This window comes from Tenacibaculum sp. M1.3A (genome assembly GCF_057732375.1).
Map to the genome: position 1 here is coordinate 62,680 of NZ_JBYJEF010000006.1, position 16,550 is coordinate 79,229.

General features: G+C 31.3%; 15 protein-coding genes. 11 read left to right on the plus strand and 4 right to left on the minus strand.

Features of this window, described 5'->3' with window-relative positions:
• Window position 1: 1 nt before the first annotated feature.
• The gene (locus tag AC28QF_RS10265; protein WP_488201800.1) at window positions 2-2,818 is read right to left on the minus strand and encodes a VPS10 domain-containing protein; all 2,817 of its coding nucleotides are present in this window, start codon (window positions 2,816-2,818) and stop codon (window positions 2-4) included.
• A gap of 146 nt (window positions 2,819-2,964) precedes the next feature.
• On the opposite strand from AC28QF_RS10265, the gene AC28QF_RS10270 reads away from it, so the two are divergent.
• The 4 genes from AC28QF_RS10270 to AC28QF_RS10285 all read left to right on the plus strand — a co-directional run bounded on the left by AC28QF_RS10270 (window position 2,965) and on the right by AC28QF_RS10285 (window position 7,250).
• Window positions 2,965-3,849 (plus strand): RimK family alpha-L-glutamate ligase, encoded by an 885-nt coding sequence (locus tag AC28QF_RS10270; RefSeq protein ID WP_488201799.1) that lies wholly within the window; start codon window positions 2,965-2,967, stop codon window positions 3,847-3,849.
• Between the two features lie 153 nt (window positions 3,850-4,002).
• On the plus strand, window positions 4,003-5,313 hold the full coding sequence (locus AC28QF_RS10275; protein WP_488201798.1) for a DEAD/DEAH box helicase: 1,311 nt from the start codon (window positions 4,003-4,005) through the stop codon (window positions 5,311-5,313).
• A 7-nt stretch (window positions 5,314-5,320) separates the two neighbouring features.
• Window positions 5,321-5,890: a Crp/Fnr family transcriptional regulator gene (locus tag AC28QF_RS10280; RefSeq protein ID WP_488201797.1), complete on the plus strand. Its 570-nt coding sequence runs from the start codon at window positions 5,321-5,323 to the stop codon at window positions 5,888-5,890.
• A gap of 67 nt (window positions 5,891-5,957) precedes the next feature.
• On the plus strand, window positions 5,958-7,250 hold the full coding sequence (locus AC28QF_RS10285; protein ID WP_488201796.1) for an aminopeptidase P family protein: 1,293 nt from the start codon (window positions 5,958-5,960) through the stop codon (window positions 7,248-7,250).
• Window positions 7,251-7,324: 74 nt separating this feature from the next.
• Here the strand turns inward: AC28QF_RS10285 and AC28QF_RS10290 are convergent, their stop codons facing one another.
• From AC28QF_RS10290 to AC28QF_RS10300, 3 genes are all read right to left on the minus strand, one after another.
• The gene (locus AC28QF_RS10290; RefSeq protein ID WP_488201795.1) at window positions 7,325-7,687 is read right to left on the minus strand and encodes a cupredoxin domain-containing protein; all 363 of its coding nucleotides are present in this window, start codon (window positions 7,685-7,687) and stop codon (window positions 7,325-7,327) included.
• 39 nt (window positions 7,688-7,726) lie between these two features.
• The gene (locus AC28QF_RS10295) at window positions 7,727-8,284 is read right to left on the minus strand and encodes a carboxymuconolactone decarboxylase family protein (RefSeq protein ID WP_488201794.1); all 558 of its coding nucleotides are present in this window, start codon (window positions 8,282-8,284) and stop codon (window positions 7,727-7,729) included.
• A gap of 909 nt (window positions 8,285-9,193) precedes the next feature.
• Complete coding sequence (locus AC28QF_RS10300; protein ID WP_488201793.1) at window positions 9,194-10,027, minus strand: helix-turn-helix domain-containing protein; 834 nt, start codon at window positions 10,025-10,027, stop codon at window positions 9,194-9,196.
• Window positions 10,028-10,110: 83 nt separating this feature from the next.
• Here AC28QF_RS10300 and AC28QF_RS10305 point away from each other — a divergent pair, with 83 nt between their 5' ends.
• The 7 genes from AC28QF_RS10305 (at window position 10,111) to AC28QF_RS10335 (ending at window position 16,547) form a co-directional block, all read left to right on the plus strand.
• The gene (locus tag AC28QF_RS10305; RefSeq protein WP_488201792.1) at window positions 10,111-10,734 is read left to right on the plus strand and encodes a DUF6973 domain-containing protein; all 624 of its coding nucleotides are present in this window, start codon (window positions 10,111-10,113) and stop codon (window positions 10,732-10,734) included.
• Complete coding sequence (locus tag AC28QF_RS10310; RefSeq protein WP_488201791.1) at window positions 10,735-11,421, plus strand: alpha/beta fold hydrolase; 687 nt, start codon at window positions 10,735-10,737, stop codon at window positions 11,419-11,421.
• Between the two features lie 108 nt (window positions 11,422-11,529).
• Entirely contained in the window at window positions 11,530-12,594 is a 1,065-nt protein-coding gene (gene corA / locus AC28QF_RS10315) for a magnesium/cobalt transporter CorA (RefSeq protein WP_488201790.1), read from the plus strand.
• Between the two features lie 20 nt (window positions 12,595-12,614).
• Window positions 12,615-13,022, plus strand: a complete 408-nt coding sequence (locus AC28QF_RS10320; RefSeq protein ID WP_488201789.1) for an NUDIX hydrolase — start codon at window positions 12,615-12,617, stop codon at window positions 13,020-13,022.
• A 39-nt stretch (window positions 13,023-13,061) separates the two neighbouring features.
• Window positions 13,062-13,439 (plus strand): hypothetical protein, encoded by a 378-nt coding sequence (locus AC28QF_RS10325; RefSeq protein WP_488201788.1) that lies wholly within the window; start codon window positions 13,062-13,064, stop codon window positions 13,437-13,439.
• A 405-nt stretch (window positions 13,440-13,844) separates the two neighbouring features.
• Complete coding sequence (locus AC28QF_RS10330; RefSeq protein WP_488201858.1) at window positions 13,845-14,537, plus strand: succinate dehydrogenase cytochrome b subunit; 693 nt, start codon at window positions 13,845-13,847, stop codon at window positions 14,535-14,537.
• 12 nt (window positions 14,538-14,549) lie between these two features.
• On the plus strand, window positions 14,550-16,547 hold the full coding sequence (locus AC28QF_RS10335) for a fumarate reductase/succinate dehydrogenase flavoprotein subunit (protein WP_488201787.1): 1,998 nt from the start codon (window positions 14,550-14,552) through the stop codon (window positions 16,545-16,547).
• Window positions 16,548-16,550: the final 3 nt, after the last annotated feature.

Genomic DNA, 16,550 nt, shown 5'->3' on the forward strand with positions numbered 1-16,550 from the left:
TTTACTTTATTTCAAAAGCTTGTTCTTTCCCGTCTATTACCACCTTATATTTTCCTTTAGGTAAATAATAAACATCATTTTTAGCTTTTTTAACTATGGCATCTTTATGAATTTTAAGATATGCTTTTCTTCCTTTCTCAGAAAATGAAGCATCATAAATCACTTCATTGAAGCCTTTTTGTGCTTGCATTTTAATGGTGTTTACTAAAATAGTTTCTGAAAATATTTTCACTGAAACTTCTTTACTTTCTGATGTGTAAAACGGAATCGTAATTTCTGGAGTATTCGGTTTTAACCATTTACTCCATGAACTTCCCCAAGAACTTCTTTTTCTAATGTTTTTGATTGAAAACACCGTTGCTTCATTTTTAAAATCTTGCAACGAAGTAATATCAGCTTTATATAAACTACGACCATGAGTCGCTACAATTAAATGTTTTGCTGTTGGCTGAATTACTAAATCGTGTACTGCTACGTTTGGTAATCCGTTTTTAAAAGGTTGCCATTGCGCACCATTATCAAAAGAAACATACAATCCGTTATCAGTACCTAAGTATAAAATATTTTCTTTCTTCGGATCTTCTTTTATCACATTTACTGGTGATGTTGGCACAGATTCTCCGATATTTTTCCATGTTTTACCAAAATCATCAGACATATATACGTAGCTTGTGAAATCATCAAATCGATATCCGTTTAAGGTTACATACACTCTTTCTTTTTTATGTTTTGATGCAATTACACGACTTACCCATAAATTTTGAGGTAATGAGCTAGATATATTATCCCAACTACCGCCACCGTTTTTGGTAACATTTACAAATCCGTCATCAGAACCAACATATAACAATCCGAATTGAAACGGACTTTCAGATATTGATGTTAATGTTCCGTATGCAACATTTCCTTTTTTTCCGCCTTGCGTTAAATCACCCGAAATTGCCTCCCAAGTATCTCCTTTATCTAAAGAACGGTGTAATTTATTCCCTCCTAAATATAAAATATCTTGATTGTGTTTTGATAACTGAATTGGTGTTTGCCAGTTAAAACGATACGGAGCTTCACCCAACGTATGTTTTGGCTGAATATATTTCTGACTTCCTGATGCTCTATCAATACGGTAATAATTTCCGAACTGATAACCCGTATATACAATATTCGGATTGCGATCGTCAACCGCAACTTGCATTCCGTCTCCACCCATTATACTTTCGTACGGATTTTGACCTGATTGTTTCCAGCCTTTATCAATTTTTGCATTGTGGTTTGCTACCCAAACTCCGTTGTCTTGTAAACCACCGTATACTTTATAATTTTTCTGATTATCAGCATAAACCGTATAAAATTGCCCAACCGCTGGCTGATTTGCCTTTATCCAACTTTCACCGTCATCATAAGAAATATTTAAACCTCCATCATTTCCTTCTACTAAATGCCCTTGTTCATTAGGATTTACCCATAATGCTTGATGATCGGCATGTACGTTTTCTTTACTGATAGAGGTAAATGTTTTTCCGCCATCTTTCGATTTTAAAATTGGTACACCTAATACGTAAATTCCGTTTTCGTCCTGCGGATCCACTCTAATTTCACCAAAATAGTATCCGTAAGAATAATATAAATCATCTAAATAACCGTCATGTGTTTTTTTCCATGATTTTCCTCCATTGGTCGTTTTAAAAACCTCAGCTCCAATAACAGGTGTATCAAATAATAAGGTGTTTGCGTTCTCTAAATACTTGGCTAAATCAATTGGTTTTACAGAACCTGCACGCACCATTTGTTTTACATTTTCGGCACGGTATTTTTCTTGAAAACCATTCATTTTTAAATAGCTATTCAATTTTTTATCCTTCAACTTTAAAAAAGCATCCACAGTCATGGTTTTAAAATCTTCTTTTGTTAAAGCATTTGAAGTTTCCTTTTTCTTGGTTGTTTTTTCTCTTCGAAACTGACTATCGTGAAACGCATACACCGTATTTTCATTAAAAACTGCTAAACCGATTCTTCCAATACCTTCTCCTTTCGGAAAACCATTATTATCAGAAATCTTGATCCACGAATTTCCTGCATCCGTAGATTTGTAGATTGCGGAATTTTTTCCGTCTCCATCAAAATTCCATGCTTTACGTTCGCGTTCCCAAGCAGCAGCATATAAAACATTAAAATTATTTGGTGCCGGTTGCACATCTATAATTCCTGTGTTTTCGTTAATGAATAACGTTTTATTCCATGTTTTTCCACCATCCGTAGTTTTGAAAATTCCACGTTCGTTATTTGAAGAATATAAATGCCCGATTACTCCAATTACAACCTCATCCGGATTTTTAGAATTGATTAATATTCTACCAATATGATGAGAATCTGTTAACCCAACATTTGCCCAAGTTTTACCTTTATCCGTAGATTTTAAAATTCCGATTCCTGCATAACTAGAACGAGAAGAATTATTTTCTCCGGTTCCTACCCAAAGTGTTTCGTTTTTCCAATCAACAGCAATATCACCGATGTTTTGTGTTGGCGAACTATCTAAAACAGGTGTAAATGTTGTTCCGTTATTGTTCGTGTACCACAATCCGCCAGAGGCGTAACCCACATAAAATTCAGTAGTATTAGTTGGATTTACATCAATATCAACCACACGACCACTCATTACAGTTGGTCCGATATTTTTAAAAGAAATGTTTTTAACAATAGATGTTTTTGTTAAGGCTTCTTTTTTGATTAATGCTTGTTGTGTTTGTTGCGCCTTTGTAGGTTGTTGTGCTATTGCAACCAATGTAAAAAGGGCTACAAAAACGGTAAATATGGTTTTCATTTATTGTTTGTTTAGATGTGATGAAATTACTGCAAGTAAATGCGAAATCAAAAAAATTAACAAAATATTGATTTTTAGCCTTTTTAAAATTCCCTTTTTTCACTCAAAAAAAAGAGTAGCTTTGTAATGTTAAGAACATCAATGTTATGACTATTTTTATTCTTTCTGTTAGCGACCAAATATATTCTACCCAAAGAATATACAAAGAAGCTAATCGCCGTGGACATAAAGTTAGAATTATAAATCATTTAAAATGTGCTATAAAATTAACAAACGGTAAATCTGAAATAATTTATAACGGAGAAAATATTATTGATATTCCTGATGTAATTATTCCACGAATTGGAGCTTCTTCTACACGTCATGGTGCGGCAGTTGTTAAGGAATTTGAACTAAACGGCGTATATAGCACAGCTACATCATTAGGTGTTTTACAATCTCAAAATAAAGTTCGCACATTACAAATCATGAACCGAAAAAACATTCCTATTCCTGACACGTTGTTTTCTGTAAATCCAGAAAACATAGGTGAACAAATAGATCTGTTAGGTGGTGCGCCAATAATCATAAAACTACAAGAAGGTACGCATGGCGCTGGTGTTATTTTAGCTGAAAGTAAAAAATCTGCAAAATCGATTATTGACACAATGTATAGTACCAATACAAACATTTTGCTACAAGAATTTATACAAGAAAGTAATAGCGAAGATATTCGTGCATTTGTGGTTGGCAATAAAGTAGTTTCTTCTATGAAGCGAAAAGGATTAGAAGATGATTTTCGCTCGAATATACACCAAGGCGGAAGCGGTTTTAAAGTAACCTTATCAGAAGAAGAAAAAGTAATGGCTATAAAAGCTGCACAATATTTAAGCTTACCTGTTACGGGGGTTGATTTAATTCGTTCAAAAAGAGGATCTTTACTAATTGAAGTTAATTCAACGCCAGGTTTGCAAGGAATTGAAGCATATACCAAAGATAATATCGCTAAAGCCATTATTAAATTTCTAGAAGACAGCGCTCTTAATTGCTAATAATCTTAATTATTGATACAAAAACAAACTAAATATGCTTAAAAAACATCTTTTTAAGACTGTATTTACATTTAATATACTTCCTAATAAATTAGCAGTACATTTGCAAATTCAAAGAGATGCTTATTTTAGAGTGTTTCTAAAATAACATATATGACATTTAAATCTTTAGGATTATCTGATGCTTTGTTAAAAGCCATCAGCGAAAAAGGATACGATACTCCATCACCAATTCAAGCAAAAGCAATACCACCTATTTTAGAAGGAAAAGACGTATTGGCTTCTGCACAAACAGGAACAGGAAAAACAGCAGGTTTTACACTACCTGTTTTACAACGTTTAGCTGACTCGAAACACCCAAAATACCGTCCAGTAAGAGCATTAGTATTAACACCAACAAGAGAACTTGCTGCCCAGGTACATGATAATGTAAGAGACTATAGTAAGTATTTAGATATTAGATCGGCCGTAGTTTTTGGAGGTGTAAAAGCTGCTAGCCAAATAAAAACGTTAAGACAAGGCGTAGATATATTAGTAGCTACTCCTGGTAGATTATTAGATTTACACGATCAAAAAGCGGTATCTTTTAATAGAATAGAAGTACTTATTTTAGATGAAGCTGATAGAATGTTAGATATGGGTTTTGTTAGAGATATTAACAAAATTATTAGTTTTATGCCTGCAAAGCGTCAAAACTTACTGTTTTCTGCTACATTTTCATCAGAAATTAAAAGATTAGCTTCTGGTATTTTAAGAAATCCTATTTCTGTAGAAGCAGAACCAGAAAATTCAACTGCAGAGAAAGTTTCTCAAAAAGTATATGCTGTAGATAAAGGTAAAAAAACTGAGGTTGTTATCAATTTAATTAAAGATGGTAATTGGAGTCAGGTTTTAATTTTTACAAGAACAAAACATGGTGCCAATAAGTTAACTGAAAAGTTAGTAAAAGCAGGAGTTTCTGCTGCTGCAATTCACGGTAATAAAAGTCAGGGTGCACGTACAAAAGCATTGGCTAACTTTAAGAGTAATTCTATTCGTGTTTTAGTAGCAACTGATATTGCTGCTCGTGGTATTGATATTCCGTTATTACCACACGTTATTAACTTCGAATTACCAAATGTACCAGAAGATTATGTACACAGAATTGGTAGAACTGGTAGAGCAGGTGCAAAAGGAGAAGCTATTTCTTTAGTTTGTAGTGAAGAAACTGAATATCAAAAAGAAATAGAAAAAATATTAAAGCAAAAATTAAAGACCGAAGTTATTGAAGGGTATGAACCTAAAGATACTGCCGGTCCTAAAAGAGCTGCAACTCAAAAGAAAAAATCTAGCGGAGGAAAGAAAAAAGGTGTAGGCGCCTCACATAGAGGAGCTGCTGAAGGAAATAAAAAACCAAAGAGAGAACGCCCTAGTGATCCTTCGAGAAGAAGCGACGGTGCTCCAAAGAAAAATAGAAGAAGATAAAATTTAAATGAATTTTTCTTCTTACATAGAAAATATATTAAAATCTCAGGAACTTGATAGTCAAGTTTCTGAGATTCTTAGTTTTTTTACACCACTAACATTAACTAAAAATAGTTTTTTAGTTGAAAAGGGTAACGTTTGCAAATACTTTTGTTTCATAGAAAGCGGAATTTTACAACACGCTATTAATATCTTAGAAGAAGAAAAAACAACGTATTTAGCGTTAAAAAACTCCTGTACATCTGCCTTAAAAAGCTTCTTACAAGAAACTCCTTCTCGTAAAAACATTAAGGCATTAAGTGATTGTAATTTACAAGTAATTTTAGTGAAAGATTTTAAATATCTGTTAGAAAACAACACTGCTTTTCATCGATTTTATTATACTTTAATTGAAAAACAAATTTTTTTAATTGATGATTATCGCATCGATTTACTTACGCTTAGTGCAGAAGAACGTTACACAAAACTACTAACAAACGAAACTGAACTGCTACAAGAAGTTCCGCTACACTACTTGGCTTCTTTTTTAGGAATTTCTACTAGGCACATGAGTAGAATTCGAAAAAACATAAAATAGTGCCAAATGGCTACGCAATTAAATGTTTCTTTTATTTATTTTTGAGAACATTTTAATTGTTAGCATTATGAAATACAATCCTATAAACCGTGACCTTTTTATAAAGAACCGCAAAAACTTTATGGCGCAAATGAAGCCAAATAGTTTAGCTGTTTTTAACTCTAACGATGTATATCCGGTAAGTGCAGATAGTACACTTCCGTTCGAGCAACATCGAGATATATTTTTTTTAAGTGGTGTAGATCAAGAAGAAAGTATCTTAATACTATTTCCTAATTGCCCAAAAGAAGATTTGCGTGAAGTATTATTTTTACGTGAAACTAACGAACATATTGCTGTTTGGGAAGGTGAAAAATTAAACAAAGAAAAAGCACTAGCAACTAGCGGAATAAAATCTGTTTTTTGGTTACAAGACTTAGAGAAAGTAGTTGCAGAAATGATGGCTCTTGCCGAAACTGTTTATATAAATACCAATGAGCATTATCGTGCTTCTGTACAAACCGAAACTCGCGAAGCTCGCTTTACGAAATGGTTACTAGCAAAATACCCAGCACATTCTGTTGCTAAAAGTAATCCTATATTACAACGCTTACGTTCTCTAAAAGATCCGATAGAGCTAGATTTAATGCAGCAAGCCTGCGATATTACCGAAAAAGGTTTTAAACGTGTGTTAGATTTTGTAAAACCTGGAGTTTGGGAATATGAAATTGAAGCAGAGTTTATTCATGAATTTATTAGAAATCGTTCTAAAAAATTCGCTTACACACCAATTATCGCTTCAGGAAACAATGCAAACGTATTACATTATATCGAAAACAATCAACAGTGTAAAGAAGGTGATTTAATTTTGATGGATGTTGGTGCAGAATACGCAAATTACGCTGCCGATATGTCAAGAACTATTCCTGTTTCTGGTCGTTTTTCTGATCGTCAAAAAGCAGTATATAATGCGGTAAATCGTGTAAAAAATGATGCAACAAAATTATTAGTTCCTGGTACTATTTGGGCAGATTATCATGTTGAAGTTGGTAAATTAATGACCTCTGAATTATTAGGTTTAGGTTTATTAGATAAAGCCGATGTGCAAAATGAAGATAAAAATTGGCCAGCATATAAAAAATATTTTATGCACGGTACTTCTCACCATATAGGACTAGATACCCATGATTACGGATTATTACACCAACCTATGGAAGCTAATATGGTATTTACCGTAGAGCCTGGTATTTACATACCTAACGAAGGTTTTGGTATTCGTTTAGAAGATGATTTAGTGATTCAAGAAAAAGGAGAACCTTTTAACTTAATGCGCAACATACCTATTGAAGCTGACGAAATTGAAGATATTATGAATTCTTAATTCGTTTCAAATAATCATAAAAAAGCCTCCGAAAATTTCGGAGGCTTTTTCATTTACTAACGATTAAATAAAAATTATTCAACCGTTAAAGTATATTGTGGTGTAGGATTTAAAGGACAAAAATATACATATTCTCCTTTTTTTAAGACCACTTCTTTAGTTGTAGATTTTGCATTGTTTTTTACTAAAGATGTTACATAAGCTTCTTTAATATGATGCTCTGCCTCTATTTTTCCTTTTTCAGTTAAAACAAAACCAACATCATGACCTACATTTTTATTTGCTATTTCAAAAATATAAGTCCCTTCTTTTAAGGTCATTTTCTTTTGAGTAAATTCACCTTTAGTTTGTTCTAAAGACACTGTTTTAACTTCTTGTGCATTTGTATTTAATGCGAAACCTAATAAAATTAGTACTACTGCTATTACTTTTTTCATGATTTGATTTTTAAAAATTTGTGAATTATCTTTTTATGTCTATGAATTTGTTGTGAATTCTCCTGCTTTTACACTCGGAAAATCAACCTCTGTTTGTGCAATATGATTTACATAATTTGTTAGTGTATTAGAAACAACATTTAAAACAATTTCTAAAATATCACCGTCGTTATATCCTGCTACTTTTGCTGCAGCTATTTCATCAGAACTTACTTTACCTTTATTTTTAGTAACACTTTGCGCAAAATTTAAACCTGCCTGTATTTTTTCATCAGAAGCTAAACCTTTTCTACTTTGTTCGGTTTCTGCAAGTGTTAATCCATTCATTTTACCAATTGCCGTATGTGCAGATAAACAATAGTCACACTCATTTTCTTCTGCAATTGCCAATGCTAATTGTTCTCTAAATTTATTAGAGAAATTTCCGCTTGCGGTTAAATCTCCTAAACTTAAGTAAGTTTGTAAGGTTGCTGGTGAATTACCAAAAACCTTAATTAGATTGGGAATAAAGCCTAACTTTTTTTGTACTGCATCAAATAATTCTTTTGATTTTCCTGTGGTTGTTTCTGAATTTAAAGTTTTAATTCTTGTACTCATTTCTATTATTTTTAAAATTATTTATTTTCATTATTACAATTACAGATTTCTCTTTCTGAAAATTGTTCATTATATTCTTGATAGCCCCAACAGTTAGGGCATTGATATGCTTCGTTTGTCTTCATTACGTTAATATTTGTAAACTAAAAAGTACTAGTTATAATTATACTACAAAGATGCGGCAGGAACACTCTTTTAAAAATGGACAAAAGTTCCTTAAACTTGGACTTTAATCACTTTATTAACCTATGTTAAGAAAATATTAATAAACGCGCCATACATTTGTAGTGTTATTATAAATAGCGTATCCCCAATATGTTATAACCCCCTAAGTAATAGCATTCCCTTAAAAAAACAACCCCCAACTCGTGACCCTTGTGTGTTACGAGTTTTTTTATGCCCTTTTTTTCTGTAAATATCCTTTTGCGCTATTTGAAATCATTTTTGATTAAAAACAAGAAATAAAGTTTAAAAATCATTTATTAACATAGGTTAACTAACTACTAATAAATGTGTTATATATTTGTAGTGTTATTATATGTAACATATCCCCAATATGTTATAATCCCCTAAGTAATAGCATTCCCTTAAAAAACAACCCCCAACTCGTGCCCCTTGTGTGTTACGAGTTTTTTTATGTTTTTATTTTCACTACAAATGTTCTTTTGTCTTTTTTGAAATCATTTTTGATTAAAAACGAGAAATAAAGTTTAAAAACCATTTATTAACATAGGTTAATGAACTATTAGTAAATATGCTATATATTTGTAATGTTATTATATGTAACATATCCCCAATATGTTATAATCCCTTAAGTAATAATACCCCTTAAAAAAATAACCCCTAACTCGTGACCCTTGTGTGTTACGAGTTTTTTTATGCCCTGTTTACATCAAAAATTCACTATTGTTATTTTAGAAATTGTTTGGGAGATTGTCCTGTTGCTTTGGTAAAAAAACGAGAAAAATATGCAGGATCATTAAATCCTAAATCAAAGGCTATCTGCTTTACAGCCTTTGTTGAGTATAATAATTGGCGCTTCGCTTCTATTATTATTCTATTCTTAATATAATCACTTGGTGTTTTACTATTTGTTTTTTGAAAATGCTTTGTTAATGATTTAGACGAAATACCCAAACGATTAGCATAATCACTCACACTGTGTAATTTCTTAAAATTTAATTCTACTAATAAACTAAATTCTTTAAATAACTTTGTTTCAGTATCTCCTTTAATTATAAAATCTTCTTTTTTAATACGAACTGAATGGATGATAAATTGTTTTAAATAGGCTTGTAACATATCATATTGTGCTATCTGATTATTTTCAAATTCATCTATTAAGCTCTCAATAATAAAACTCAACTTTTTAACATCTTTCTCTTTAGGCTTAACAAATGGTGTTTCATATATATTATTAAATAAAACACCGTTACAAGCAACTTCAGTGTCATGAGTTTGAATACAGTAAAAATCTTGGATAAAATTTAATTGATAAGCTACTTTTATTTTTTCTGAATCTACAGAAAATATTTGTCCTGGTGATAAAAAAAACAAAACACCGTCGTTAAAAGAATAGCTTTCAAAATCGATATGATAAGTACCGCTACCTTCTTTTATCCAAAAAATCTTATAAGTATTTATTTGTTCTGGTTTATTAACTACACATGCTTTTTCGAATTTTACTTCTTCTAATTTAAAAACATCTTTATATTTATAGGTTTTTATTTCTTGAATAGCCATTGTTTAATCTCATTTTTTTCTTGGTCGAAAAAATATGATTAGCTAACAAAACAAGGCTATCTTTGGTGAAAATTAAAGTTATTTTGAGTAAGAATTATTTATATATCGCTTTGCTGTTTTTTAGCCTTTCTTTATTCTCACAATCTAACTGGAAAAAATTTAAAGAACTTTCTCCTTCAAAAAAAATCTGGGTTATATTACATCCTTTTAAAGTAAAACAGGCGTTAAAAATTTCTGAAAAAGCACGCCAAGTAGCGGATTCGATTAAAAAAACAACTTTGTTAGATGGTGATGCGTCAGGCGGGCAAGTAGATGCATTTCGCCATGCTTTTTGGATGGCTAGTTTACGCCAAGAAATAGGAAAAAATGCGGCACGTTCTTTAGGTAAATCACACGAAAAAGAAAACTATAGAACTTATAAAAAACGTAAACTAGAAGACGGCATTGTTCCTGATAAAATAGCAACTACCATGGATTTATTTAACAATGAAGTAGGTCTTTCTCTTACCCGAAAAAAAGGTGAAACTTCTGAGAAAAGTTTAATATATCGTGTTATAAATGAAATTTATTTTGGCAGACTAAAAGTTATAAAAAAAGATAGTGCTGGTAATTTTTTAACATGTAAAAATAAACCTATTTCACTAAAGTCTTTAAAAGGTAAATGGAGAAATAATAAATGTTTAGTAGATTCTAATTATAAAAAATAAATGCAAAAAGTATATTTTATTTCTGGCACCATGTGTACAATTGATTTATGGCAATTTGTGTTTCCTAGATTAGAAAACATAGTACCTATTTATATTGATATTACTTCGGCAACTTGTTTTAAGGAAGTTAATAAAATAATAGTAGCTAAAATTGAAGCTCCTGCTATAATTGTTGGGTTTTCTTTAGGCGGATTTTCAGCTTTAAACTTTGCTGTTCATTATCCAGAAAAAGTAAAGAAATCAGTAATAATTGCAGCAAATACAAACGGATTAAACGAAAAAGAAATAGCACTACGAGACAGTACTATTTCTTTTTTAGAAAAACATAAATATAACGGAATTTCAAGAGCAAGAATTAAACAATTTTTACATTCTGATAATCATCAAAATGAAGAAATTACTGCTATAATTAAAAAAATGGATGCCGATTTAGGTAAAGATGTTTTAATTCGTCAATTAAAAGCTACGTCTGACAGATTAGATATCTCAAAGGAGGTTTTAAAATTAAATATTCCTCTAGTTTTTATTGCTGCTGAAAATGATAATTTAATTCCTATTAAAAACATACTTTTTCTTGTAAAGAAATTACAAAAAAGCATTTTTTTTAGTATTAAAAATTGCGGACACATGATTACTTTAGAAAAACCAAAAGAATTATCTAACATATTAAATAAGGTTGTTTTGTAAGATATTTTCTAATAACTTCGCTACCACTCAGCTCAAAATTTGTAATAAGAAAATTATAAAAAAACTTCTAAAAGGTTAAGAAAATGCTTGAGTTAAGTACATAAGAATATGACAAGATTTATAAAAAAAAATAAAAAAGAAATTGGTCTAGCTCCTGATGATTTAATCTTTAGAGGAGAGAAGAAAACAGATTTAATTTCACTTAGAATTATTGATTTCGATTCTAAAAATTTAACTGAAGACACTGCCAAAACAGTAAAGGAAATCAGTGAATTTCAGCACAAAGAAACCGTTACTTGGATAAATGTAGATGGCCTTCATAACACCTCTATAATGCAAGAAATAACAACTGCTTTTAAACTAGATACTTTAGTTTTACCTGAAGTTTTAAATACTGAAGCAAGACCTAGAGTTATAGAGTATGACAATTGTACATTAATAACAATTAAAATGTTAATGTTAGATGAAAGCCAAAGTAAAACTATTGTTGAAAACTTAAGCTTGATTCTTACAAAAACGGTGTTAATGTCTTTTCAGGAGCAAAAAGGAGATGTATTTGAACCTGTAAGAGAAAGAATAAGAAAACAGAAAAAAAGAATACGCACCGGTGGAACCGATTATTTAACCTTTGCTTTATTAGATATTGTAGTTGATAACTACTTGTATGTAATTAGTGTTTTAGGTGAAAAAATAGAAACTTTGGAAGAAAACCTACTATTAAACCCTAGTAAAGATACTATTACAGAAATAAACAATTATAAGCGTGAGCTAAATTTCTTACGCAAGAGCATAAAACCAGCTAAAGAAATGATTTTTTCATTAGCTAAAACCGATTCTGATTTTATTACCGAAAGCACTTACGTTCACTTTAAAGAGCTAGAAGATAATATTAGCCAAGCAAATGATGCTACAGACAGCTACCGTGAAATTTTATCAGACCAATTAAATGTGTATCACACAACTATTAGTAGCAAACTAAACGATATCATGAAATTTTTAACGGTGTTTTCTGTAATTTTTATTCCGTTAACTTTTATCGCAGGTATATATGGTACAAATTTCGAATATGTACCTGAACTTACATACAAATACAGTTATTTTATAATGTGGTTTGTAATGATAATAGTTGCCGTTGCCATGCTTCTATTTTTCAAGAAAAAGAAATGGTTTTAATCCGTTTATAGTTTTTTAGTATGAAAAATAACAAAGAAATAGACAAAATAGCCTTTATAGAAATTAAAGACCAAAAGATTTTAAGCACAAAATCTAAAGGTAAAACTAAATATTACATTCCTGGTGGCAAACGCGAAAATGGAGAAAATGATGAACAAACTCTAATTAGAGAAGTATTTGAAGAATTAAGTGTTCATATATTACCAGATACTGCAGAATACATAGGTACTTTCTCAGCTCAATCAGACGGAGAAAAAGAAGGAATAAATGTAATTATGACTTGCTACAAAGCTAAATATTCTGGGGAGTTAAAAGCGAGTAGTGAAATTGAAGAAATAAAATGGTTAAATTTTAAAGACCTTCAAATTATTTCAGATGTTGATAAAAAGATATTCACTTTTCTTAATCAAAAAGGAGAGTTGATGTAAAATAAAAAATCTAAGGTTTTGTAAAAAAAATTAAACCACATGCGAAAAATATTATTTTTATTACTGATCTCTTGTGTCTGTTTATATAGCCAAGAAGAAATCAATAACTCTAAAAAATTTAATATTTTATTTATTGGTAATAGTCTTACTTACACTAATAAATTACCAAAACTTGTAAAAAAAAGAGCGAAGCTTAAAGGAATAAATATTAACACAAAAATGATTGCCCTACCGAACTACTCTATCGAAGATCATTGGAAAGAAAAGAAGGTTCAAAAACTAATTTCAACTAAAAAATACGATTTTGTAATTATTCAGCAAGGACCTTCATCACTAAGTGATGGTAGAAAAATGTTAATAAAATATGGTAAAAAATACAGTCAATTATGTAAATTAAGTGAAGTAAAACTTTGTTAGTTTATGGTTTAGCCTGCTTTAAACTACTATCATACATTCAATGAGGTTATAAAAAACCATACGGATGCTACACTAATTAATAACGCAATTTTACTGCCAGTAGGTAAAGTATGGAAAGATTATATAGAAGCTACCAAAAACAATGAATATTACAGTTTCGATGAATTTCACCCCTCACTTAAAGGTAGTCAAAGAGCTGCAGAAGTTATTGTAGAATCTTTGTTTATAAAGAAATAACATTCTAAAAACTATATTTAAATCATATAAATCCTAACTAAACTTCAAAAAAACATTAGTTTTATTTAAACACATTCTAAATGTGCTACAAAAAAAATAAGATAGTTTGTTCGGCTAGTAGTTATAGCTTAAATTTGTGTTATATATATTTTTTAATAAATAAATAAAATAATGGGATTATTAAAATCTTCTATTGGAAGAAAATTTGCCATGGCACTTTCGGCGTTCTTCTTGATGTTCTTTTTATTACAACATTTTGCAATAAACATCACTTCAATTTTTCCGGACAACGGAGCAACTTTTAACAAGTTATCTCATTTTATGGGAACCAACCCGTTAATTCAATATGTAATGCAACCTGTCTTAATTTTTGGTGTAGTTTTTCACTTTGTAATGGGGTTCGTCTTAGAATTAAAGAACAACAGTGCACGTAAAATAAGTTATGCTAAAAATAACGGAGGCGCAAATTCTACTTGGATGAGTAGAAACATGATTTGGTCTGGTATTGCAATTTTAGCATTTGTAGTATTACATTTTATCGATTTCTGGTTTCCAGAATTGAATACAAAATTTATTAAAGGAGACATGTCTGGTCTTATCAACCCTGATGTTGCTGATAGCGGACTTAGATACTTTGAGGAATTACAGCACAAATTTGTAGACCCTATTAGAGTAGGAGCTTACGTATTAGCGTTTGTATTTTTAGCAATGCACTTATTACATGGTTTTACTTCGGCTTTCCAATCGGTTGGAGCAAACAACAAATACACTAAAGGATTGAAAACATTCTGTAAGATTTATGCAATTGGTTTACCTGTTGGATTTATCATTATTGCATTATTTCACCATTTCAATCATTAATACGAAACAAGTATGGCTTTAGATTCAAAAATACCAAAAGGTCCATTAAAAGATAAATGGACAGATTATAAAAATCATATCGATTTAGTAAATCCGGCTAACAAACGTAACATTGATGTTATTGTAGTTGGTACAGGATTAGCAGGTGGTTCTGCTTCAGCAACTTTAGCTGAATTAGGCTACAACGTAAAAGCATTTGCTTATCAAGATTCTCCTCGTAGAGCGCATTCAATTGCAGCACAAGGTGGAATTAATGCAGCAAAAAATTACCAAGGTGATGGAGATTCTACTTATCGATTATTTTACGATACTGTAAAAGGAGGGGATTATCGTTCTCGTGAAGCAAATGTTTACCGCTTAGCAGAAGTTTCAGCAAATATTATTGATCAATGTGTAGCACAAGGAGTTCCTTTTGCTCGTGATTATGGTGGATTGTTAGATAACCGTTCGTTTGGTGGAGTGTTAGTTTCTCGTACTTTTTATGCGAAAGGACAAACGGGTCAACAATTATTATTAGGTGCTTATTCTGCAATGAACCGTCAAATTGCTCGTGGTAAGATTGAAATGTTCAATCGTCATGAAATGTTAGATGTTGTTTTAGTTGATGGAAAAGCACGTGGGATCATCGCTCGTAACTTAGTTACTGGTGAAATAGAACGTCACTCGGCACATGCTGTTGTTATTGCATCTGGTGGATACGGAAATGTATATTTCTTATCAACAAACGCCATGGGATCTAACGTAACTGCAGGTTGGAAAGTACATAAAAAAGGAGCGTATTTCGCAAATCCTTGTTATACACAAATTCACCCAACATGTATTCCACGTTCGGGAGATTACCAATCGAAACTGACGTTAATGTCTGAATCATTACGTAATGATGGTCGTATTTGGGTTCCTAAAAACATGGAAGATGTATTGGCTATTAGAGAAGGTCGCAAAAAACCAACAGACTTAACAGAAGATCAAAGAGATTATTATTTAGAAAGACGTTATCCTGCATTTGGTAACTTAGTACCTCGTGATGTTGCCTCAAGAGCAGCAAAAGAACGTTGCGATGCTGGTTACGGAGTAAATGCAACTGGTGAAGCTGTTTATTTAGATTTTGCATCGGCAATTCAGCGTTACGGAAAAGAGAAAGCAAAAATTCAGAATATTGCAAACCCTTCAGATGCAAAAGTATATGAATTAGGTAAAGCAATTGTTGAAGCTAAATATGGTAATTTATTTCAGATGTACAATAAGATTGTAGATCAAGATCCTTATAAAACTCCAATGATGATTTATCCTGCTGTTCACTATACCATGGGAGGTGTTTGGGTTGATTACAATTTAATGACTACTATTCCTGGTTGTTACGCAATTGGAGAAGCAAATTTCTCTGATCATGGAGCAAATAGGTTAGGTGCCTCTGCTTTAATGCAAGGATTAGCTGATGGTTATTTCGTATTGCCTTATACTATTGGTGATTATTTAGCTGATGATATTAGGACTGGGAAAATTTCAACTGATAGCTCAGAATTTGAAATAGCCGAAAAAGAAGTAACCGAAAGAATTGAATTTTTCATAAATAATAAAGGAACACACTCTGTTGATTATTACCACAAGAAATTAGGTAAAATTATGTGGGATAAATGTGGAATGTCTAGAAATGCTGCAGGGTTAAAAGTAGCTATCGAAGAGATTTCAGCCCTCAGAAAAGATTTCTGGAAAAATGTAAACGTTCCTGGAACAACAACAGAATATAATGAGCAATTGGCTAAAGCAGGTAGAGTAGCAGATTTTCTTGAATTGGGTGAGCTATTTGCTAAAGATGCTTTAATTAGAGAAGAATCTGCAGGAGGACACTTTAGAGAAGAGCACCAAACTCCAGATGGAGAAGCAAAAAGAAATAAAGAATTTCAGTTTGTTTCAGCATGGGAATATAAAGGAGAGCCAAAAGATGCCGTTTTACACAAAGAAGCCTTGGCTTACGAGAATATAGAAGTTAAAGAAAGAAGTTATAAATAAAAA